Source organism: Chryseolinea sp. T2 (assembly GCF_037203685.1).
GTDB lineage: Bacteria > Bacteroidota > Bacteroidia > Cytophagales > Cyclobacteriaceae > Chryseolinea.
Window position 1 is genome coordinate 362,487 of sequence record NZ_JBBCAU010000007.1, and the last position, 22,328, is coordinate 384,814.

The window sequence follows — 22,328 nt, forward strand, 5'->3', positions numbered from 1 at the left end:
CCATGACGAAGAGAATTAAAAAAGATATCAGGCTGTTTGAGCCGGACCTTGTGAAGGCTTCAATCAGCGCATCATTCATCAAACTCAACCCGATGGTGATGATGAAGAATCCGGTTATGTTCTGTGTTGAGATCGGAACGGCCATCATGTTGTTCGTTTCCATCTATTCATTCAGCTACAGCGATCAGGGATCTCCCCTGTACAATGTCATCATCTTCAGTGTACTGCTAATAACTTTACTGTTCGCCAATTTTGCAGAAGCGATTGCCGAAGCGCGCGGGAAAGCGCAGGCAGATTCCCTGCGAAAGACACGGGAGGATACGCCGGCAAAGCTGATCTCGGGGAACAGCATTAAGACGATAGCTTCCAATGACCTTAAGAAAGGCAACGTCTTTCTCTGCGAAGCTGGGGATATTATTCCTTCTGATGGTGAGATCATAGAAGGCATTGCAACTGTGGATGAAAGCGCCATCACCGGAGAATCTGCACCAGTAATCAGAGAAGCCGGCGGCGATAAGAGTTCAGTTACCGGTGGAACGAAAGTTCTTTCCGACAGGATCAAGGTACTCGTCACGACCGAGCCAGGCGAAAGCTTCCTGGACAAGATGATAGCACTCGTGGAGGGTGCCAGTCGCCAGAAGACTCCGAACGAAATTGCACTGACCTTGTTGCTTTCCGGATTCACCATTGTGTTTCTGCTGGTAACCGTTACGTTGAAGCCATTCGGAGATTATGCACATACACCTATTTCGATTGGCGCGCTCATAGCGTTGTTTGTTTGTCTGATCCCAACAACTATTGGCGGATTGCTCTCAGCAATAGGCATTGCGGGCATGGACAGGGCGCTACAGGCAAATGTGATCTCCAAATCAGGGAAAGCTGTTGAAACCGCGGGAGACCTTGACACCATATTACTTGACAAGACTGGAACGATCACCATTGGCAACCGGAAGGCTACGCGCTTCTACGCCGCGAATGGCGTCGCCGAAGACGACCTTATTGAGTCTGCCACCATAGCTTCTCTTGCAGATGATACCCCGGAAGGAAAATCAATTATCGAGCTTGCCGCATCGAAAGGTTTCAGACACCCGGCTGAGATGGGAAGCAACGCCGATCTCACCTACGGGCTGCCTCAGGCAAGAATAATTAAGTTCTCTGCGGAAACGAGAACGTCGGGCATCGACCTCGATGGACGAAGCATCCGGAAAGGAGCCTACGATGCCATCCGAAAACTGATTGAATCCAAAGGACACAAAATTCCCGACGAAGTCAGAAGTGCAGTTGATAGTATCTCTTCGAATGGAGGTACACCACTGGTTGTATCGCACAACGGCTCGGTTATGGGTACCATTGAGCTGCAGGACATTGTGAAGCCCGGCATCACCGAACGCTTCGAGCGACTGAGGAAGATGGGTGTCAAAACCGTAATGGTTACCGGTGACAATCCGCTTACTGCAAAGTTCATTGCTCAAAAGGCAGGAGTTGATGACTTCATTGCTGAAGCGAAACCTGAGGACAAATTAGAATACATACGCAAGGAACAGGCTCAGGGGAAGCTCGTTGCCATGATGGGAGACGGAACAAACGATGCTCCGGCACTCGCCCAAGCTGACGTTGGCGTTGCCATGAACAGTGGAACCCAGGCAGCGAAGGAAGCAGGTAACATGGTGGACCTGGACAACGATCCTACCAAACTGATTGAAGTGGTTGAGATAGGCAAACAATTGCTCATCACGCGTGGCACACTCACTACCTTCTCGATCGCCAACGATGTAGCAAAGTACTTCGCTATTGTTCCTGCTCTGTTCATGGCTTCAATCCCCGCCTTGCAATCATTGAACATCATGAATCTTGCGAGTCCCGAAAGTGCCATACTCTCGGCAGTCATCTTTAACGCCATTATAATCCCGATACTAATACCACTTGCCCTTCGTGGTGTTGCCTACAAGCCTATTGGAGCGGGCGCATTGCTCGCACGAAATCTCTTTATCTATGGACTCGGCGGAATTATCGTTCCGTTCATTGGCATTAAACTGATCGATCTGCTCATTGCCTCAATCATTTAAAGAAGTTAATAAATCCCTGCATCATGAAAACGCATTTGCTTCCAGCCATTAAGATCACCCTGATCACTATGGTGTTATTTGGCGTTGTCTATCCGTTCGTTATTAATGGCATCGCCATAGTCGTTGCTCCAAATGGAGGAAACGGTGAAGAAGTGATAGTCGATGGACGCGTCGTCGGCTTTGAGCTGATCGGTCAAAAGTTTGATCAGGACCGATACTTTAACGGCAGACCCTCCGCCGTCGATTACAACGCCGCATCAACAGGAGGGTCCAATAAGGGACCTTCGAATCCTGAATATCTCGAAACTGTGAAAGCGCGAATAGATACCTTCCTATTGCATAACCCTACCACTGCAAAAAGGGAAATACCCGTTGATCTCGTCACGGCATCCGGAGGCGGACTTGATCCGCATATATCTCCTCAAGCAGCCTTGATACAGGTTGAGCGTATCGCAAAAGTCAGGCACATGGATAAAGATCTCGTGAGCAAGCTCGTTGCTGAACATATTGAGCAGCCTATCCTTGGACTGGGCACTGCACGCGTTCATGTACTTCGATTAAACATTGCGCTCGATCAACTTCAATCCTCAAAATGACATGAGAAATCGATATAGTGCCCGATCAACTCAATTCCGAAAACCGATTATTAAGGATCGATATCTGTTCCTCCTCGCATTTATCGTATCACATGCTGTCTATTCGCAGGACTCGACCAAAACACTTACGTGGAGCGGCTATGTCGAAGCGTACTACAGCTATGACTTCAATCGACCCGCCGATGGAAACAAGGCGCCTTTTATCTATTCGTTCAACCGGCACAACGAGGTGAACGTAAACCTTGGCTTCCTGAAGGCTGCGTATCAGTCGCAAACGCTAAGGGCCAATCTGGCTCTCATGACCGGTACATACGCTAACACAAACCTGTCTAATGAGCCCGGAGTGCTGAAGAATATCCTCGAGGGGAATGCCGGAGTAAGACTGTCGCAAAAGGCAGAACTATGGATCGACGCCGGTATCTTCACATCACATATTGGATTTGAAAGTGCAATCGGTAAAGATTCGTGGAACCTAACCAGAAGTCTTGTCGCCGACAACACGCCTTACTATGAATCAGGTGTTAAAATCTCCTATACAACATCTAACGGTCAATGGTTTGTATCGGGAATGATTTTGAATGGATGGCAACGGATGCAACGACTCGAAGGAAATTCACTTCCCTCCTTCGGAACACAGCTGACCTTCAGGCCAGCGGACGGATTGCTATTTAACTCGAGCACGTTTATCGGAACCGATTCTCCCGACAGTGCAAGACTCATGCGATACTTTCACAATTCCTATGCGATCGTTCAGTTCAACCGACGACTAGGCCTCACGTTAGGCTTCGACTACGGCATCCAGCAAAGTGCACCTCACTCCGAGGGCTACGATGACTGGTGGGCGCCGATCGCCATTGCCCGTCTTACCATAACAGACAGGCTTTCCATGGATGTCCGCGCCGAATACTACGCGGATGAAACCGGCATCATCATAGCGACGGGGACACCCAATGGATTCAAAACCACCGGTCTATCTGCTAATCTCGACTATAAAATTACGGACAACGCGCTATGGCGACTCGAGTTTCGTAACTTCAATAGCAAGGATGCCATTTTCACCAGGGAATCAGAGGCCGTAAAAAGTAATTCATTCATCACTACTTCCCTGGCCATCGGTTTTTAGCTCATGGAACAAAAGGAAAAATCGGTAGAGCATTTTCTAAACCTCATTCGAAAGTCGAAGCGCGGGAAGTTCAAGATATACATTGGCATGAGTGCGGGGGTTGGAAAGACCTATCGCATGTTGCTGGAAGCTCACAGCCTGCTGAAGAATGGCGTTGATGTTCAAATCGGCTACATTGAAACGCACAATCGTAAAGAGACGCACGATCTTATCGACGGCCTGCCGGTCATTCCAAGGCGTAAGGCATTTTATCGGGGAAAGGAGCTTGAAGAAATGGACCTTCAGTCTATTCTCAACGCACATCCGGAAGTTGTCATTGTTGATGAGCTTGCACACACCAACATAGAAGGAAGCAAGAATGAAAAGCGCTGGCAGGATGTGCTGACGATCCTCGACGCAGGTATTAGTGTGATCAGCGCCATGAACATTCAGCATATTGAAAGTCTGAATGAAGATGTTCAAAGGATCACCGGAATCGAAGTCCGCGAACGGGTGCCGGACCGTGTTCTTCAGCTGGCGGACGAAACCGTGAACATTGACCTAACTGCAGACGAGCTGATCACGCGGTTGAGGGAAGGGAAAATATACCACGCGTCAAAGATTGAAACTGCGCTACGAAACTTCTTTCAGGCGGAGAAGATCCTTCAGCTCAGGGAACTTGCATTAAAGGAAGTTGCCGCTCAGGTTGAACGCAAAGTCGACAACGAAATTTCTGTCAATAGTAAACTCCGTCACGAAAGGTTACTCGCCTGTATCAGCAGCAATCACGAAATTGCAAAGATGATCATCCGGAAGACAGCGCGACTCGCAGGCTATTATAATTCCAAATGGTACGTGCTGTATGTGGAGACCAGGCGCGAGGATCCTAACCGAATTAAGCTTTCAGTCCAGCGTCATCTTATCAACAACTTCAAAATGGCGACTGAGCTGGGTGCCGAGGTGATCCGCATAAAAGACAACAACATCCCAAGTGTGATCGCACGGGTAGCGCTTGAAAAACAGATCACAACGGTTTGCATAGGCAAACCACACCTGAGATTGTGGCGCGTAATTCTAAATACCAATGTTTTCAATCAGCTCCTGAACAAACTTTCCAATTCAGATATCGATATTGTTATACTATCATGACAATCAAGACAAAAGTCAGGCTTGGAGTAATTTTTCTCTTCGCCGTAATACTCGGCATCGGCGGCGTTGGACTGTTCTATTTGAACCGGCTCTCCAACGAATCGCAGAACATTCTGGCTGACAATTACGAGAGCCTGCAGTATACGAAGAGCATCATGGACAGATGCGACAGCGCTAACCTGACGTCGGAGAAGAACCTATTGGCAATGGACAGCGTAATGCGCTTTCAGGAGGCGAACATAACCGAGTCAGGGGAAAGGAAATTCACCAGTGAGCTCCGTGTAGTGTTTGAGCGGATGAGGAATGCAGGGGTCAATTCAAAAGATATTAATGAGATGCGCCGGCTCTCATTGGATATTCAGGAGCTGAACATGCAGGCAATCAAGAAAAAGAACGAAACGACCCAGCGTACTGCCAGCAATGCGTCCACCTATCTGATTGTTATTGCTACCATCTGCACACTTACGGCATTCACCTTCATTATCAACTTTCCAGGTTATGTTGCTAATCCCATATCGCAGCTGACCAGGAGTATCAAGTCCATAGCGGGAAAGAACTATGAAGAGCGGCTGCACTTCGACAGGAAAGATGAATTTGAAGAGCTCGCGGAGGCCTTTAACCGAATGGCCGAAAAGCTGGATGAATATGAGCACAGCAACCTGGCTAAGGTGATCTTCGAAAAAAAGCGTATTGAGACGATCATCAATCGCATGAGCGACCCGGTTATCGGTCTCGACCAAACGAACAAGATCATATTTGCCAACGATGAGGCTACGGAAATTCTCAACCTTGAAAGAAGCCGCATTATTGACCATTATGCTCCCGACGTCGCGTTGGAGAACGACCTGCTCCGGAACCTGATCAAAACTGATCATAGCTCTGAGCAAAGCGCACTCATCAAAGCAGTTGTAAAAGGAAAAGAGAATTACTATTCCCGAGAAGCGATCGCCGTGAACTACACCCCTACCGGCGAAAAAGACAAAGTGAACATTGGTACCGTTATTCTGCTGAAGAATGTCACCTCTTATAAGGAGCTGGACCTTGCAAAGACAAACTTTATTGCCACTATTTCGCATGAGCTTAAAACTCCGATAGCGTCTCTTCAGATGTGCGTGAAGCTGTTGCAGGACACACGGGTAGGTGAACTCAATGGTGAGCAAAAGAACATCACCCAAACTTTGAGTGATGAAGTGTCACGGCTTTCGAAGATCACGAACGAGCTGCTTGATCTTAGCCAGGTAGAAACGGGAAACATTAAGCTTTCCATCCGCCCCTCTGATCCCAACGATCTCGTTATGCGTGCTCTGGAGGCTGTAAAGTTCCAGTCGGAGAGAAAGCACATCAGCATTGATTATCCCACCTCCTCCGAAATGCCCCGAATTCAGGCAGATGCCGACAAGACAACGTGGGTGCTGGTGAACCTGCTTACCAACGCGATCCGCCACAGTCATGAAAATGGAGTGGTTAAAGTTATGTGCCAGCAGTCAGATGGGTCTGTACAATTTATAGTTACCGACTATGGCGATGGCATTGAACAAAAGCACCTTGGCCGGATATTCGAGAAGTTCTTTCAGGTTCCCGGCACTCCGAATGGAACGGGACTGGGACTGGCAATCTCAAAGGAATTTATCGAGGCACAAGGCGGTAAGATCCATGTCTCCAGCGAGGTGGGAAAAGGGAGTACGTTCTCGTTTGAATTACTGAAAGCAAACTGATGATGCCTCAGGATTAGCCGGCACTTCCTGTTATTACTCTGTTAAGCTTGCTGTCCCATTCGAAGGCTTAGCAGTGACAATGGGAAACTCCAGCGTAAACACCGTTTGTTGATAGGGAACCGACTTCACACTAATTGACCCACCATGCATGTGCACAATCCTCTTCACCAACGAGAGTCCTATACCCGAACCTTTAATGGTTTTGGTTGCATGTGCCCTGAAGAACGGGTCGAAGATCTTATCCACCATATCGTCAGCAATACCCGGTCCGTTGTTAACGATGTCAAGCACGATGCGTGTTGGCTGATTTGCTCTTACCTTCACCTCCACGCGGTTGTCGTCGGAATATTTACATCCGTTGTCAATTAGATTCACGAGGGCTATCCTCAACAATTGCTCGTCAGCCTGCAACGACAGCGAATCATCGCCGATGCTCATCGGAAGCTGGATCTCAACCATATATTCCGGATGAACTTTCGCCAACTCGTCCTTTGCTTCCCAGAGTATATCATCTATTCTGATAACACCCACATTGCGCATGGGTTTGTCGGAGTCCGTTTGAGCGAGTACCAGCAATTGCGTCGATAAACTGTTCAAGGATTTCAAGCCTCTTAAAACTGAATGCAGTGTATTTACATAATAATCTTTGTCCCTGTCCTGGAGCAGCGCCACTTCGATCTCTCCAGACATCACCGTAATCGGCGTCTTGATCTCGTGTGAAGCGTTGGCAATGAAAGTTTTCTGAGAGGAGAATGCGCTTTGAATACGATGCAACATCCTGTTAAATGTCGCTGCGAGCTTACCTAGCTCATCACTGCTGTTTCCCTGGTTTACACGTCGGCTGAGATTCATCTCTGTAATATTGTCGACATCACTGACGATCCTTGAAATAGGGCGCAGCACACGGCCGGCAAATACCCATCCCATCAAAGAGACAAATACAGCGGATATCAGAAAGACGATTATTAATGTGTTTCTGAGATAATGGAGCGCATCTCCTCCATACACATCGCTTGCTGCTGCAACAATCGCGTAACGTTCGTCCTTGCTTTGAAACAAAAATCCAATCACGTCAAGTTCTTCATATTTGAATTCGACGTTCTCTTTGGCCCGTATCCTTGACAACAGGCGGTCGTCAATGGGAAAACGCTCTGTGTTTTCGGAACGGTATAGTTCCGTTCCGTCATGATCATAAATTACGATGTATTGATTGGGCAAACTGGCCGGATTGTTTTGCTCTATTCGTCTGAGCAGATCCGGGTTAACTTCTTCCACTTCGACCAGTAGCTTGGCCGTGTTGACTGCCCTGTTCCGCAGTCTCCTGAAGAAATCCTCCTTCCTGAAATTTGACGACACGACATAGATAGATGCCGATATCGCCGTCAGCACGATGATCACTATGCTGAAAAATATCAGGGTAAGGCGGGTCCGAATGTTCATTAGTCCTTACTTAAGACGTATCCCAGGCCAATGCGTGTCTGCAGCAATTTGGGTTCGAAGTCTCTGTCGATCTTGTTTCGAAGCATGTTCATATACACCTCGACCACGTTGGTGTTTGTTTCGAATTTCACTTTCCAGATCTTCTCTGCAAGCTCCTGTCGCGGTATAACTCTTCCGGGATTTTCCATGAAGTATCTGAGCAGAGCGAACTCCTTTGCTGATAGTTTGATCACCGCATCGTGACGACGTGCCGTCTTTTTATCGATATCGAGTCTGAGATCTTCGAATCTGAAAACATTGTTAACAGGTGTTCCGGGTGCAGATGGCCGACGGGCGAGTGCTTTGATGCGTGCAACGAGCTCTGCGAATTCAAAAGGCTTAAGCAGATAATCATCCGCGCCCGCATCAAAGCCGGAAACCTTGTCCGCAGTTGTCCCCAGTGTAGTAAGCATGAGGACCGGCATTGAGGGTTTCTCCTTCTTGAATATGGCGCAAAGTTCGAGCCCGTTCTTTCCGGGAAGCACTAGATCAAGGACGACGACGTCGTAGTCGCGACTCAAAGCAAGCCTCTCTGCCATGGCGCCATCGTAAGCGACATCCACGTCGAATGATTGCTCCTCAAGTCCCTGCTTGATGAATGAAGACACCTGCACCTCATCCTCGACCACCAGAATTCTCATTGCAGTCCTTTTTCGGACAATTTCAGCAATAATAGTCGCGGTTCCAAAGGCGTTACTTTCAACGGCAGCGCTACTTGATCTGCATGTTCATCAGGTCGATCATCAGATTGAAGGCATCGAGTGAAGGCGGGCTTTCAAGCTTCAACGGCTTTGTGATGAAACCAGATATGCCAAATTTTGCAGCCGCCATCTTATCCTCCTTGTCATCCGACGTTGACAGTACGAACAGCTTGATATCTTTGTATTCATCCACGCTACGGACTTTCTCCAGAAATTCAAAGCCATTCATCTTGGGCATGTTCAAATCAACCAGTATCAGGTCTGGCCGGTTATGATTGCCGCGGGACTCGTCCAGTATAGCTAAAGCTTCTTCGCCGTTTAATGCAATCTTTAAACGATGCACTATCCCCTTCTTCTCCAGTGTGCGTTGCACTTCCATTTGATCGAGACGATCATCTTCAACCAAAAGAATGTTAATCACTCTCTGCATCTTGGTACTTTTTTGGCCAGGCAAAGGAAAACACTGAACCTTCACCAGGGGCCGATTGAACTTTTATTAAAAGGTTTCGGTCGTCGAGTATCTTTTTGACAATCGCCAAACCAACACCGGTGCTTTCAAAACTATCGCGGGCTTCCAGTGTCTGGAAGATCATAAAGATCTTCTCATGATAGATCTTGTCTATACCCGGACCGTTGTCTTCAACGAAGAACTCATAGTGACTTCCGTTGGACTGATAATAGATCTTCACAAATCCATCAACCTTGTCGTGGTACTTGACAGCATTCGAGATCAAATTCGCGAAGATTTGAAGCAGCGGAACACGCTCCGTCGCGATGATGGGCATGTTCTGCTGAACGCGAAAGTTGATCCCTGCTCTTTTTGGAATGTCTTCAGTTATCTCGGTCACCAGTTCAGTGATATCGACGAGCTCTGTATCACGCACTTCTCTTCCAATGCGAGCGTAGTCAAGAATACCCTTTAACAGATTCTCTGCTCTCACCACTCGTCCTTTAATCAGGTCAAGGTACTCCTTTACTTTTGCAGGAAGATCGAAACTGTGATCCTCCTCAATCCAGGTCACAACATTATCGATGCCCCGAAGTGGTGCCTTGATATCGTGCGAAACAATGTGAGCAAACTGGTCAAGTTCATCGCGTTGCCTCTTTAGCAATGTAAAGTTTGTGTGAAGCAAGTCGGCCATGTGATTGAGAGCCCGCGCAAGCTGACTCATTTCACTCTTCCCGCGATCCGGAAGGTGTACGTTGTAATTTCCCTCAGCTATTGCATTGGCCATCGTCACCATTTTCACAATCCGTCCAGAGATATAGTTGGCGATAAACAACGCGATCATGATACCCGCTATGATCGAGATCAAGGTGAGGGAAAATGAAATGCTTCTCGTATTGCTTACACTTGCTGCCAGCTCTTCCTTTCGTGAGTCGCGAAGACCATATTCATAATTGCTGAAGTCGGAAAATTTCTGCTGCAAGCTACGCTGCACATCCTTTTCCAGGCCTTCAACTATTTTTTCTTTGTAAAGCTTATTGAAGGCTACTTTACTGCTGTCGGATTCACCGCTGTTCTTCTTTGCATCCAGCAGGGGCATCGCCAAATCGGTGACCCAATATTTCTGGAGCTCGCGAATGTCATCGAGTAGTATTCGCTGGTCTGATTTATCCGGCACGAGGTCAGCCATCTCATCGAGGATCGACTCATTCTCAATTATTGCAGAATCATAAGTTTGGATGAAGAATGTTTCATTTGTCAGAATATAGCCCCGCAGGCCACTCACCATGTTCAAAAAGTTTCTCTGAAAGCGATTGCCGCTTCGAAGAACCGTAGAGGAACGAGAGAACTCTTCAGCATTCGAATTGATTAGCTCCGATTGCCTGTAATTAATGAATGTTGTTATTGAGAATAACAGCAGGATGACGAAAAAGCTAAGGAAAATAATGTGTGAGATTTTCATTAAGCCTGAGGTTGGCGTTGAGCTACACGATCAAGCAAAATTAGACCCAGCAGGCGGTGACCGGTCGACCTCGGGTCAATTTTAATGTCGATTTAATTCCGGTTTAATTTGAAATAAGTTAATGAGACCAGCTATCTCCCGAAGGCAATGTTTGATGTACATTCCGGTGACCTTTGATCACGCAATGCTTATCGTTGGCGGAATTAGCGGAACGTCACAATTACTAGAACTGAAAGGCAAAGTAGGTTGAAGGACTCCCGCCATCATTCCGTATAGCATGTGGAACATTTGAACCAAGAAAATATACCACACCTGGCCCGCCTTTGTAGAACTTGTCACCAATCTGCATTTCAGTATCGCCGGAAATAACGAGCACGATCTCCTCTGCAACGTGTGTATGCGGATCGTGACTCTTGAATCCTTTGTTCAAAGTGGTGACATGCATTTCAAGGCGCTTGCACATAGCCGTCGGACGATCAAAGTACCTGCGAATACCTCCTTTGTCATGCGGATGAAAGACGATTTTGTTCCAGTCTTTTACGGTCGATCCACCAGCCGAAGTTCCTCTGGAACGATCGACCAATTTCGCATGATAGCTTAAAAGGTAGAAGGAACAGGTGTCGCTCATTGCATTTCCCAGTTCATATCGTTGGTCGGGCATAAGTAATGCAACGCTTCCTCCTTCGATTAGCCAGGTGGAATCATTCATTGATATCTTCAATGTTCCGTCCTTAACGAGTAGGATGCGCTCTTCGTCGTGAGGCACCCGAAAGGCACGAGTGTCCACTGATAGAAGGGTATTGTAGGTCATCTGCATCATCTCCATGTTGTAGACGGAACCCTTGAAGAGGGTTGCCGACCGGAGATTCTTGTCAGTCTTGTAGTCCAAGGTCTTTAGATCATACATACGCGAGGCTACAGGCTGGGCCTGTATGGCTGACCAGGAAAGGACAAATCCCGACAACAGGATTAACAAAACACGGACACAACTGAAGTTCGAAACGATCTTCATAAGGCGGATTTGGAATTGGGCCAGTGAAGTTAATACGTTATGACGTCTTAATGACAGCAACCGCTGCCCTGTTTGAAACTTAATTGGAGACGCCCCTCAGGCAACAGAGCAATTCAATCGCAGGTTGCGCTTCGACAAAAAATTGGTAGCTTTCTGCGATTTTGAAAAAGGTAGTCTGCATACTGCTCGTCGCTCTGCACCTTATCAACCTGGTAGGCGGATATTGGATTTTCTACGCCTTACAGCAACAAACCCGGGCAACACTGGCCGGCGAACTCGATCTCGACATGTATGCGGGTAGCCAGGCGATCCTCATTAAACTACCCCTGGTCGACCCGGTTTCAGATAAAGAAAACTACGAGCGTGTAGACGGTGAGTTCGAATACAACGGCACCGTTTACCGCATGGTAAAACAAAAGTTCTATAAGGACACCGTTTACATTGTCTGCTACAAAGACGATACCTCTATAGCCCTGAAGGACGCGCTGCAGGATTATGTAAAGACCTTCACCGATACTCCGTCGGGGAACAAGCAGGAAAGTAAGTTTGACTCATTGTTTATCAAGGACTATTTACATCAGGGCAAAGTAAAGTTGACTGTGCATTTCATAGCAATCAACATTGTTAATCATACTGTATACCTCAACGGTTATACGCATCAGTATGATTTTGCCATTGATCATCCTCCCCAACTGATCTCCTGATCATCACTCCATTTTTATTTACCAGTTATCGTTCGCATTGATGCGAAACGATGACCATTCATTCATTTTCATTTTCCACCAACCAATGAACCGATATTTACTATTATCATTTATATTCTATTTGTACGCATTTACTGTCAACGGTCAGGCTGCAGATTCGATAGAGACCAAACGACTTGCCGAAGTGCTGGTTACCGGTCAGCGCGAAATCAACACCGTTCTCCGGCTGCCTGAAATAAAAAACACTTTCATCTACTCCGGTAAGAAGTCTGAGGTGATCAACGTACAGAATCTGGACGCAAATATTACGGAGAAAACGCCACGACAGATATTTGCCAAAGTTCCTGGCATCTTTGTTTACGACATGGACGGCACGGGAAATCAAATGAACATCTCGGCGCGAGGACTCGATCCGCATCGCGGATGGGAATTCAATATCCGGCGGAACGGTGCGATCACCAACTCTGACATGTACGCCTATCCCGCGAGTCACTACAGTATTCCCATGGAGGCCGTTGAAAGGATTGAGCTCGTTCGGGGCACAGGGTCACTGCAATACGGAGCACAGTTTGGCGGTATGCTCAATTATGTAACGAAACAACCTGATTCAACGAAGGCAATCAGTTTCGAAAGCATCAATGCTGCAGGGTCGTTTGGATTGCTGAGTACCTATAATGCGATCAGCGGTACCGTTGGCAAGTTCCAGTATTATGTGTATGCTACGTTCCGTAAATCTGACGGATACCGCGATAACAGCCGAACAGATTACGATGCGCAGTCGGTGATGCTCGTGTATAATGCTTCAAAGAATCTGAAGATCACAGGTGAGGTATCACGATCGAACTATGTATACCAGATTCCAGGGCCACTGACCGATAGCATGTTTCATGCCGATCCACGCATGTCGACGCGGGCGAGAAACTATTTCAATCCGGAGATCTATGTGCCGTCGCTGAAAGCGGAATGGCAAATTGGTAAAGACACGAAAGTACAATGGTTAACGTCGGCGGTGCTTGGCGATCGGAACAGTGTTCAATTTGACCGCACTGCTAACATTCCCGACGCCATCATTCCGGCAACTGACGAGTACGCTGCCCGCCAGGTCGATATTGATCATTTTAATAGCTATACATCAGAACTTCGTCTATCTCACAGCTACGGCTTCCTGAATCATATCAGTACCCTTGCAGGTGGCATACAGTACATGCACAACAACCTGAATCGCCAGCAGCAGGGTAAAGGGACGACGGGAACCGATTTTGATCTGACGCTAACGGATCCGCTATGGGGACGCGATATGCACCTGAAGACTGAGAACATAGCGTTTTTCGTTGAGAACAATTTCAAGATAACCGAGAAGCTATCCATTAATCCCGGCCTTCGTGTTGAAGTCGGAAAGTCGGACTTCTATGGAAGCATCTCTTACTATCCGGCTGATGACATTCCCAACACTATTGAGCATAAGTTTCCTTTGTTTGGTATCAGTGCACAGTACAACTTGAAGACTATGACATTATACGGTGGTTGGTCTCAATCATACAGGCCGGTGCTGTTTAAGGACATCATACCGGCGAATGTATATGAGGAAGTCGACAAAAACCTGAAGGACGCGTATGGATATAACCTCGAACTTGGTGTACGTGGGTCGGTTTACAGCGGAACCAACGCCTTTCGCTGGGATGTGAGCTTGTTTGACCTGCAATATAACAACCGGATGGGAAGCCAGGCCACATACGATGAAACGAATACTTTCATCCTGTACAGGACGAACATAGGAGATTCGAGGACGATGGGTGCCGAGATCTTTGCAGAGTATAGCCATCAGCTGGGGAGAAGGTCCAGCCTGTCAATATTCACGTCTACCTCATTTATGAGCAGCGAATATCAATCTGCAAGTATTAGATCCGGTGCGCAGAATGTTGGTATCAGTGGGAATGAGGTAGAGTCCGTACCTCATGTGATTACCCGCAACGGCGTGACCGTACGCGCGGGGTTGGCCAGCCTGTCATTGTTGTACAGCTTCACCGGCGAATCATATGCTGATCCTTTGAATACGGTTACTCCGAGTGCCACCGGTGCGGTGGGACTTGTGCCATCTTATGGATTGCTGGACGTCAACACTTCGTTCAGGATTTCGGAGGCTATCAAGATTCGTTTCAACATCAACAACGTTACGAACGAGCAGTATTTCACGAAGCGGCCAACAATGTATCCCGGAGCGGGGGTTTGGCCGTCGGATGGGAGAAGCTTTTCGGCGTCGATAGGGTTCAAAATCTAAATAAGGGCTATTGAAGACTGCCACCCGGATTAGCGTTTAATTTTCAATCTGTGCGTGGTTTGCAGGCAACATTCCTTAATTTTTCGATCCTGATGCGAATGGTAAAGACGTTGGTTTTTCTTGTGGGTGCTGCAATGCTGGTGTCGTGCAGTGATCTGGACAATGATCGTGTAGAGGAATTGTTAACTGCTGAATCGGTTTATCCGAGGACAGTTGATATCCGGGTCTATTGCAACGACCAGACTACGGCAAGAGAAGTAGTAGACAATAACCTATCACGTCATGGTTATGTGACGGCGCAGTTCGTGCATACCCCCGAAGATATCGGCAAACCACTGATCACGTTCACAGAGCAGGCAAAACCTTTTCTCCTTGAAACAAACGACACACTGAGGGCGATCGATGTCCAGCGCGTAAAAGTTGCAGACGAGACATTCCGTCACGTGAGAAACATCGAAATCAATCCGAAGGGCGACAAGGCTGTTGTTGACTATACAACGGAACTTGTCAACCGAACTCCGTTCATCGTACTGTACCGGCAGAACGTTGCAGGCGACCAGTTAAGAAGAACGTTCTTTACAAAGAAGAATGACCGATGGACGTGGGACGGGAAGATCGTGAAAATGCAGAAGCCGGAGATGTAGCTCCCTTGTAGTCCGTTATGGTAATCCATGCAACACGGGGTTAGGCGAGATTGAAATGCGGAGGAGGAAGCAGGGGACGCATTCTCCACTGCAGAGACGCAAAGGCGCGAAGTACCGCGGAGATTGTCTTTAGCAGTGCCAGTAGTACCGCTTATTGCCGGGTTTTGATAGTAAAGAGATAATGCCTCACTGTAACAATCAGGCTGGTAAAACGTCTACCGGGAGACAGCAACTACCATGATTAAAAAGATTGGGGAATCATTCATTCTGGCATTCCAGAACATCCGTGCAAGGTTTTTTCACACACTACTTTCGGTGCTCGGCATCGTAATCGGAGTCGCAGCACTCGTGGCCATTCTATCGTTAATCGACGGCATGGAGCAGTTTGCCAAAGAACAGATTTCGACGACCACGTCGTTAAATGGTGTGGTGATTCATTCACGTCCTTCAACGATGGTAAACGATGTAAGCGTACCGAAAGACACTTTCTCGATCATTCACTACAATGCATTCCTGGAAGCACAGCAATCCATAACAAAGCCATCCACCTTTTACCTGCTCCAGCATTCAACCAGCCAGGTGAAATTCGGAGATCACGAAAAAACTATTGGAGTAAAAGTTACTGCTACTGGCGTAGGCATTGCCCCGCAGGTAAAGGATGCAGTGACGGGACGGCTGTTTATTGAAATCGATCTCAATCGGGCAGACTCCGTTGTGCTGGTCAACAGATCATTCATCAAAGCCATTGGACTTGACTCGGTGTCCATTCTTAATCAGGCGATCACCTGGGAAGGGAAGCGGCTAGAGGTTATTGGTGTTTACAAAGGTGTAGATGAAAAGACGCCGCACCTTGTAGTACCCATCACATTGCGATCTCATCAACAGTTGTACGAAAACCCGCCGGAGATGGTGATCGATGTTGCGTCAACGCTTGATGTACACGCGGCAAAGGGAGAAATTGAGGCCTGGTTGGGAAAGCGTTTTCCGAAGGATGAGTTTAGCGTGTTTACCAACGACCTACGGTTGAAACAGGCAGAGCAGGGATTTCTGCTATTCAGAGTGATCATGGGCATGATCGTTGGTATATCTGTGTTAGTCGGTGGCATCGGGGTAATGAATGTTCTGCTTATATCGGTCACTCAACGCACTACGGAGATTGGTGTGCGCAAGGCTGTCGGCGCGAACAGGAAAGACATCGTATTCCTGTTCCTTGCTGAATCAATCACCGTATCAGCCTTTGGGAGCTTATTGGGATTGATCTTTGGAATTGCAGGGACGATGGTGGCCATACCCATTATCAGGACGATAACCAAAGTTCCGTTTCAGGCTATTTATACGCTTAATACATTGCTGATCATATCTGTCATTGCATTGGTTATCGGTATAGTGTTTGGTACCTATCCCGCCTTGCGGGCGTCGAGGCTGGATCCGGTCGAAGCGATAAGAAGGGAATAGGGTTTGGTGTTTGATCGGTAATCGTTGTTCTCAGATGAGTTTAACCGAAAAATGTAAAACTCTGAATGTAAAATGTAAAAGTTGGTTAGTAGTTTAATTAACTGCTAAGCGATATCTTTGAGCAACGTTCTTTGTATTCCTCGTCAAACAGGTGTCTGGTGCTTCCGGGAGGTCCGGAAGACTAAAAAGGAATCGTGTGAGAATCACGAGCAGACGTGCTACTGTAAATGACTTCTGCATAAAGCAGGAACAAGGGTTTGCCCTCAATGTCCATTGTGGCGCGCATCGCGCCATGAGAAGGACCGGCAGATACCGTCATAAGCCAGGAGACTTGCCTTCACCTTAATGACTATGCTTACACGCTGATGAGCATGTCAGGTCTGATTACTTCATTTACCTCCCTATTCAAGGGAAGAGGTCAATCATGTCTTTCTGTTATTGGTGTGCTGCATTCATGGACTTAACAAAGGGCCAGGTTTAATCACTCACTAAAACAAAAAAACAATGGTTGCACACAACCTGGGCTATCCACGAATCGGTAGCCAACGCGAACTCAAGAAAGCCTGCGAACTTTACTGGTCAGGCAAGACAACGTACAAGAACCTGCTTCAGGCAGGCAGGAACATCCGGCAAGAGAGCTGGACATTGCAAAAGCAAGCAGGAATCGACCTGATTCCTTCCAATGACTTTTCATTCTACGATCAGGTGCTCGACATGTCGCTGATGGTCGGCGCTGTACCCGAGCGTTATCACGAAGTAATCATCAGCAAGAACAATTCGGAGCTTGATCTCTACTTTGCCATGGCGCGCGGATACCAAAAAGATGGCCTCGACATCACGGCCATGGAGATGACGAAATGGTTTGATACGAACTATCACTACATCGTTCCGGAGTTCCATAAGGATCAACCTTTCAGACTTTTCGCTACAAAAGTCATCGATGAATATTATGAGGCATTGCAGCTCGGCATTAAAACAAAGCCCGTATTGATCGGACCTGTTTCCTACCTGTTGCTTGGAAAGGAAAAGGAGTCGGGATTCGAGGGCATTGACCTGATCAAGAATCTTGTCCCGGTGTATTTAGAAATACTGAAAAAACTCGACAGGCTGAACGTAGAGTGGATACAATTCGATGAGCCATTTCTCGCCCTGGATTTAACGGAGAAACAGAAACGGGGTTTTACATATGCTTACAGCGAGATTCGAAGGGAGTTTCCCCACCTCAAGACAATTGTTGCAAGCTACTTTGAAGGTCTGAGGGACAATATTAAACTTGCCACCACGCTGCCGGTATGCGCTCTTCACCTGGACCTCGTTCGTGCGCCAGAGCAGCTCGACGAAGTTCTCGCCTATGTTCCTGATAAAATGACGCTGTCCCTTGGCGTTGTGGATGGCCGGAACATATGGAAGAATGATTTCAGCAAGTCATTAGCACACATTGAAAAGGCATTGTCGAAGTTGGGAACGGACAGGATTATGATTGCTCCCTCCTGTTCGCTCATTCACACTCCGTGTGATCTTGATCTCGAAAAGAACGAAAGTCAGCTTTCAAGGGAGATGAAGACCTGGATGGCGTTCGCGAAGCAAAAGCTTACGGAGGTGTCCACGATTAAGGGACTAGCTGTTCCTGCAACGCGCCCTGAGTTCAGCACCAGGCTTGCCGAAAACCTATGGGCAATCGAGAGCCGCAGGACGTCATCATTGATTCACAATCCCACTGTAAAAGAGCGCGTGAGCCGGATCACCGACGCTGATGCAAGCCGGACCAACCCTTTCGCTAAGCGCAAGGCAAAGCAAAAGAGTGAACTTAAACTTCCGCTCTTTCCAACTACGACAATTGGTTCATTCCCTCAAACCACCGAAGTAAGAAGCTGGAGAGCGAAGTGGAAGAAGCACGAGCTCACTGACAGCGATTATGACAGGCTATTGAAAGAAGAAACAGAGAAAGCAATTCGCTGGCAGGAAGAGATTGGCATCGACGTGCTGGTACACGGGGAGTTTGAACGGAACGACATGGTTGAATATTTCGGTGAGCAACTGTCGGGCTACACATTTTCATCCAACGGTTGGGTACAAAGCTATGGGTCGCGTTGTGTAAAGCCTCCTATCATCTTCGGCGATGTATCGAGGCCAAACCCGATGACGGTATCGTGGTCATCCTATGCGCAGTCGCTCACAGACAGATATGTTAAGGGGATGTTAACAGGGCCAGTTACGATACTGCAATGGTCGTTCGTACGTGATGATCAGCCTCGTTCTGTAACGACGAATCAGATCGCGCTGGCTATTCGCGACGAAGTAAGTGATCTCGAAAAGGCGGGAATTAAGATTATCCAGATCGACGAGCCTGCAATTCGCGAAGGGTTGCCGTTGAGGAAATCCGACTGGAAGACATATCTCGACTGGGCTGTGAAAGCTTTCCGTATCTCAGCAAGCGGAGTAAAAGATGAAACACAGATCCACACGCACATGTGCTATTCGGAATTCAACGATATCATCGACAGCATCGGCGCCATGGATGCCGACGTGATCACCATTGAATGTTCGCGATCACAAATGGAATTGCTCGACGCCTTTGCAGAGTTTAAATATCCGAACGACATCGGGCCGGGCGTCTATGATATACACTCACCGCGCGTGCCTTCGAAGGACGAGATGGTGTATCTGATCAACAAGGCAAGATCTGTGGTGCCTGCCGATCAACTATGGATCAATCCCGACTGCGGATTAAAGACCCGTCATTGGGACGAGACCAGAAAGGCACTGATCGAAATGGTGAAAGCAGCTCATGAGCTTCGCTCTCCTGTTGAAGAGAATGCCGTTTAAAAATATAATGGCCGGGCTCATTCTTACCCGGCCATTATAACATTCACGGCTCACCTAACACAATTAACCTATCTCTATACTCTATGAAATTTTAATCTGATCGTGTGCACTATTCGCCCTTCAACGAGTCCACTGGATTAGCATGTGCCACTTTCAGCGTTTGATACGAAACGGTGATCAAGGCGACCAGCAGTAATATTCCCAATGGAAGGATCATAAGGTCAATAGACAGATCGATGCGGTAGGGAAATGTCTCCAGCCAGTTGCGTCCCAGCAGCCAGGCCAAGGGAAGAACAGCGGCACCTGCAATGGCGAGTGGTTTGAGGAATTGTCGGACGAGCAACACAACAATGGAATATGCCGTTGCTCCTAATGTTTTGCGGATACTGATCTCCTTACGCCTGCGCAGTGTAGCAAATGTTGCAAGTCCCCAGAGGCCAAGGCATCCTATGACCACCGCGAGTATTGAAAATACGGTGAACAGCTTTCCGAATATCTCCTCTTCATGATACTGTTCACGATAGAAATCATCAAGAAAGTAATAGCTGAAATCATTATCCGGAAAGTCGGCCTTATACTTTTGTTCTATCTGAGCAATCGCCTGATGCACACTTCCGTTGAGCTGAAGGGAGACGTTGGCACCGGAGATTTGCTCGCACCTGAAGATCATTGGTGTGTAAGGTTTCTTCATGGAGTTCCAGTGGTGGTTCTTCACAACGCCAGCGATACGCGCCGTATCAAAGGGAAGGATCAGTTTCTCCCGAAGTGCAGACTCGCTGTCTCCCAGTTGAAACACGTTCACTGCCTCCTCGTTAATGATCACCGATTCAGGGTCCATTTTCGCCTGAGGATCCCAGCTCTCACCGCTCAGGAGCTCAATGCCATAAAGGTCCATGAAGTTGGGATCGATCCAGTAAAGATCACCTACGCGGTTATCGCTTTCGGGAGCGCCGAGCTTTCGCATACCTGTACTGATTGAAGGATTCTCGCCCGGAACGGAAAACGAAGTGGCTACCTTGTTGACAAAAGGATACTGCAGCAGTTCATTTCTGAATGAGGACATCCTCTCCCGACTATCTTTTGCCTCACCGAGTTCCGGTCCTTTTAAGATGATCGTCTGCTTCGTATTAAATTCCTTATCCTGATCTTTCATGAAGTTCACCTGACGAAAGATTACTGATGTAGCCACCAGCAATAACAACGAGCAGGCAAACTGAAAACCGACCATACCGTTCCGCAGTGACCAGCGGTTGCTTTCCTCCCGTATTTTGCCCTTGATTACTTCTGTTGTTTTGAATGATGATAATACAACGGCCGGATACACGCCGGATACAACTGTGCCCAGGGTAAACAGAATGCCAAGAGTAACGAGCCAGCCAGGTTCACCGAGATCAAGCTGGAAAGACCTTCCTGTAATACTGTTGAGTACAGGCAACAACAGGAGAGCAATTCCGGCAGCGAGCAGCACGCTTACAAAATTGATTAGTCCCGCCTCAACCAGGAATTGAATGACGAGTTGCCTTCTTGACGCTCCGATCGCCTTCTTCACGCCGACTTCACGCGCGCGTTCGATGGCCCTTGCAGTGGCCAGGTTAACATAGTTGATCCACGCAATCGACAGTACAAAAAGAGCAATAGTGGCGAAGAGATAAATCGTCGCAAGATGAGTGTCCGGCTTGTTGAGATCGGGAGAATAGTGAATGTAGGACAAGGGTTGAAACTGCAATGAGGTGTTCGCCCCGATGCCTTTGTCGCTGCCGCGATACGTTTGAATAAATCGTGGGGTGCTGGCAGTAAGCTTATCAATCGCGGCATCGTCCTTTAATTGAACGTAGGTGTGGAAGTTGTCCCATCGTTCATGCTGTCCGCGATAGAACTCCGTTTGCAGAAGCGTGTGCATGGGAAGGAGGAAATCATAGATAAAATGGGTGTTTTCCGGCGGATCCTGGATCACCGCCATAACAATATATGGACCAGGTGCCCAGCCGTCGTGAAGTTGAATGATCTTACCAATCGGATCGTTATCGCCGAAATACTTTGCTGCTATTGATTCAGTAAGGATGATGGAGTTCGCACCTCTTAGCGCGGATGACTGATCACCGCGCGCTATTTTAAATGAAAACATCTTCAGGAAGGCGCTGTCGACAAATAGCATCCGAGGTTCGCGATATCTGAATTCCTTTCCCTGGTCAGTAAAAGACACCATACTGCCATTGCCGTGAATGCGGGTGAACGCTTCAATATCCGGAAACGTCGCGGCCAGTGCAGGACCGAGATCATAGCCATCATATTCATCCTTAACGCTGCCGGTATAAAATGAATCTATAACCCGATAGATGCTTTCGCCCTTCGCATGGAACTTATCGTAGCTGGTTTCAAAGGAGATGTACTTACCGATCAGCAGGCAAACTGCAACGCCGATAGCAAGACCGAAAATGTTGATTAACGTGAACGCCTTGCGCTTTAACACATTTCGCAGGGCAACTTTTAAATAGCTTAAGATCATCGGGTCGAGGGTTAGTTAATGGGTAACGTGTCAGCGTGCTGAAAATTACCCAAGGCGAAAGGACTATAATATGGCGAAAAAAATCAGATGGCCGACCATCAGAAGTCAATCGATTACCGGATACGGCCAAGGGCGCTACAAATTTATTCATCTCATCCCCAAACTATTTACGATCCTGCTGCATC

Annotated in this window: 16 protein-coding genes and 1 riboswitch; of the genes, 10 read left to right on the plus strand and 6 right to left on the minus strand. The window is 47.6% G+C overall.

Annotated elements, in window-relative coordinates:
* The first annotated feature begins 2 nt into the window (after positions 1 to 2).
* From kdpB to WBG78_RS22805, 5 genes are read left to right on the plus strand one after another with little or no spacing between them, the layout of a single operon-like run.
* Positions 3 to 2,066 carry a potassium-transporting ATPase subunit KdpB gene (kdpB, locus tag WBG78_RS22785; protein WP_337328807.1) on the plus strand — a complete coding sequence of 688 codons (2,064 nt, stop codon included), beginning with the start codon at positions 3 to 5 and terminating at the stop codon, positions 2,064 to 2,066.
* A gap of 23 nt (positions 2,067 to 2,089) precedes the next feature.
* Positions 2,090 to 2,662, plus strand: coding sequence for a K(+)-transporting ATPase subunit C (locus tag WBG78_RS22790; RefSeq protein WP_337328808.1), 573 nt, complete (start codon positions 2,090 to 2,092; stop codon positions 2,660 to 2,662).
* 1 nt (position 2,663) lies between these two features.
* On the plus strand, positions 2,664 to 3,785 hold the full coding sequence (locus tag WBG78_RS22795; RefSeq protein WP_337328809.1) for a porin: 1,122 nt from the start codon (positions 2,664 to 2,666) through the stop codon (positions 3,783 to 3,785).
* Positions 3,786 to 3,788: 3 nt separating this feature from the next.
* Positions 3,789 to 4,913, plus strand: coding sequence for a sensor protein KdpD (locus WBG78_RS22800; protein ID WP_337328810.1), 1,125 nt, complete (start codon positions 3,789 to 3,791; stop codon positions 4,911 to 4,913).
* Positions 4,910 to 6,628: an ATP-binding protein gene (locus WBG78_RS22805; RefSeq protein WP_337328811.1), complete on the plus strand. Its 1,719-nt coding sequence runs from the start codon at positions 4,910 to 4,912 to the stop codon at positions 6,626 to 6,628. The genes WBG78_RS22800 and WBG78_RS22805 overlap by 4 nt, the downstream gene beginning before the upstream one ends.
* A 33-nt stretch (positions 6,629 to 6,661) precedes the next feature.
* Here the strand turns inward: WBG78_RS22805 and WBG78_RS22810 are convergent, their stop codons facing one another.
* The 5 genes from WBG78_RS22810 to WBG78_RS22830 all read right to left on the minus strand — a co-directional run bounded on the left by WBG78_RS22810 (position 6,662) and on the right by WBG78_RS22830 (position 11,730).
* Positions 6,662 to 8,068, minus strand: coding sequence for a sensor histidine kinase (locus WBG78_RS22810; RefSeq protein WP_337328812.1), 1,407 nt, complete (start codon positions 8,066 to 8,068; stop codon positions 6,662 to 6,664).
* On the minus strand, positions 8,068 to 8,748 hold the full coding sequence (locus WBG78_RS22815; protein ID WP_337328813.1) for a response regulator transcription factor: 681 nt from the start codon (positions 8,746 to 8,748) through the stop codon (positions 8,068 to 8,070). Before WBG78_RS22815 ends, WBG78_RS22810 begins: the two co-directional genes overlap by 1 nt.
* Before the next feature lie 70 nt (positions 8,749 to 8,818).
* Positions 8,819 to 9,238, minus strand: a complete 420-nt coding sequence (locus WBG78_RS22820; RefSeq protein ID WP_337328814.1) for a response regulator — start codon at positions 9,236 to 9,238, stop codon at positions 8,819 to 8,821.
* Positions 9,222 to 10,718, minus strand: a complete 1,497-nt coding sequence (locus WBG78_RS22825) for an ATP-binding protein (protein WP_337328815.1) — start codon at positions 10,716 to 10,718, stop codon at positions 9,222 to 9,224. The genes WBG78_RS22820 and WBG78_RS22825 overlap by 17 nt, the downstream gene beginning before the upstream one ends.
* Before the next feature lie 223 nt (positions 10,719 to 10,941).
* Positions 10,942 to 11,730 carry a cupin domain-containing protein gene (locus tag WBG78_RS22830; RefSeq protein ID WP_337328816.1) on the minus strand — a complete coding sequence of 263 codons (789 nt, stop codon included), beginning with the start codon at positions 11,728 to 11,730 and terminating at the stop codon, positions 10,942 to 10,944.
* A gap of 161 nt (positions 11,731 to 11,891) precedes the next feature.
* Here WBG78_RS22830 and WBG78_RS22835 point away from each other — a divergent pair, with 161 nt between their 5' ends.
* From WBG78_RS22835 to metE, 5 genes are all read left to right on the plus strand, one after another.
* Entirely contained in the window at positions 11,892 to 12,434 is a 543-nt protein-coding gene (locus tag WBG78_RS22835) for a hypothetical protein (protein ID WP_337328817.1), read from the plus strand.
* Positions 12,435 to 12,519: 85 nt separating this feature from the next.
* Positions 12,520 to 14,712, plus strand: a complete 2,193-nt coding sequence (locus WBG78_RS22840; RefSeq protein WP_337328818.1) for a TonB-dependent receptor family protein — start codon at positions 12,520 to 12,522, stop codon at positions 14,710 to 14,712.
* A gap of 98 nt (positions 14,713 to 14,810) precedes the next feature.
* Positions 14,811 to 15,356 carry a hypothetical protein gene (locus tag WBG78_RS22845; RefSeq protein WP_337328819.1) on the plus strand — a complete coding sequence of 182 codons (546 nt, stop codon included), beginning with the start codon at positions 14,811 to 14,813 and terminating at the stop codon, positions 15,354 to 15,356.
* Between the two features lie 237 nt (positions 15,357 to 15,593).
* Complete coding sequence (locus WBG78_RS22850) at positions 15,594 to 16,811, plus strand: ABC transporter permease (RefSeq protein ID WP_337328820.1); 1,218 nt, start codon at positions 15,594 to 15,596, stop codon at positions 16,809 to 16,811.
* 138 nt (positions 16,812 to 16,949) lie between these two features.
* A riboswitch (cobalamin riboswitch) is annotated at positions 16,950 to 17,164 on the plus strand.
* Between the two features lie 151 nt (positions 17,165 to 17,315).
* Positions 17,316 to 19,637, plus strand: a complete 2,322-nt coding sequence (gene metE, locus WBG78_RS22855) for a 5-methyltetrahydropteroyltriglutamate--homocysteine S-methyltransferase (RefSeq protein ID WP_337328821.1) — start codon at positions 17,316 to 17,318, stop codon at positions 19,635 to 19,637.
* Positions 19,638 to 19,746: 109 nt separating this feature from the next.
* Here metE and WBG78_RS22860 read toward each other — a convergent pair whose 3' ends face one another.
* Positions 19,747 to 22,143: an ABC transporter permease gene (locus WBG78_RS22860; RefSeq protein ID WP_337328822.1), complete on the minus strand. Its 2,397-nt coding sequence runs from the start codon at positions 22,141 to 22,143 to the stop codon at positions 19,747 to 19,749.
* Positions 22,144 to 22,328: the final 185 nt, after the last annotated feature.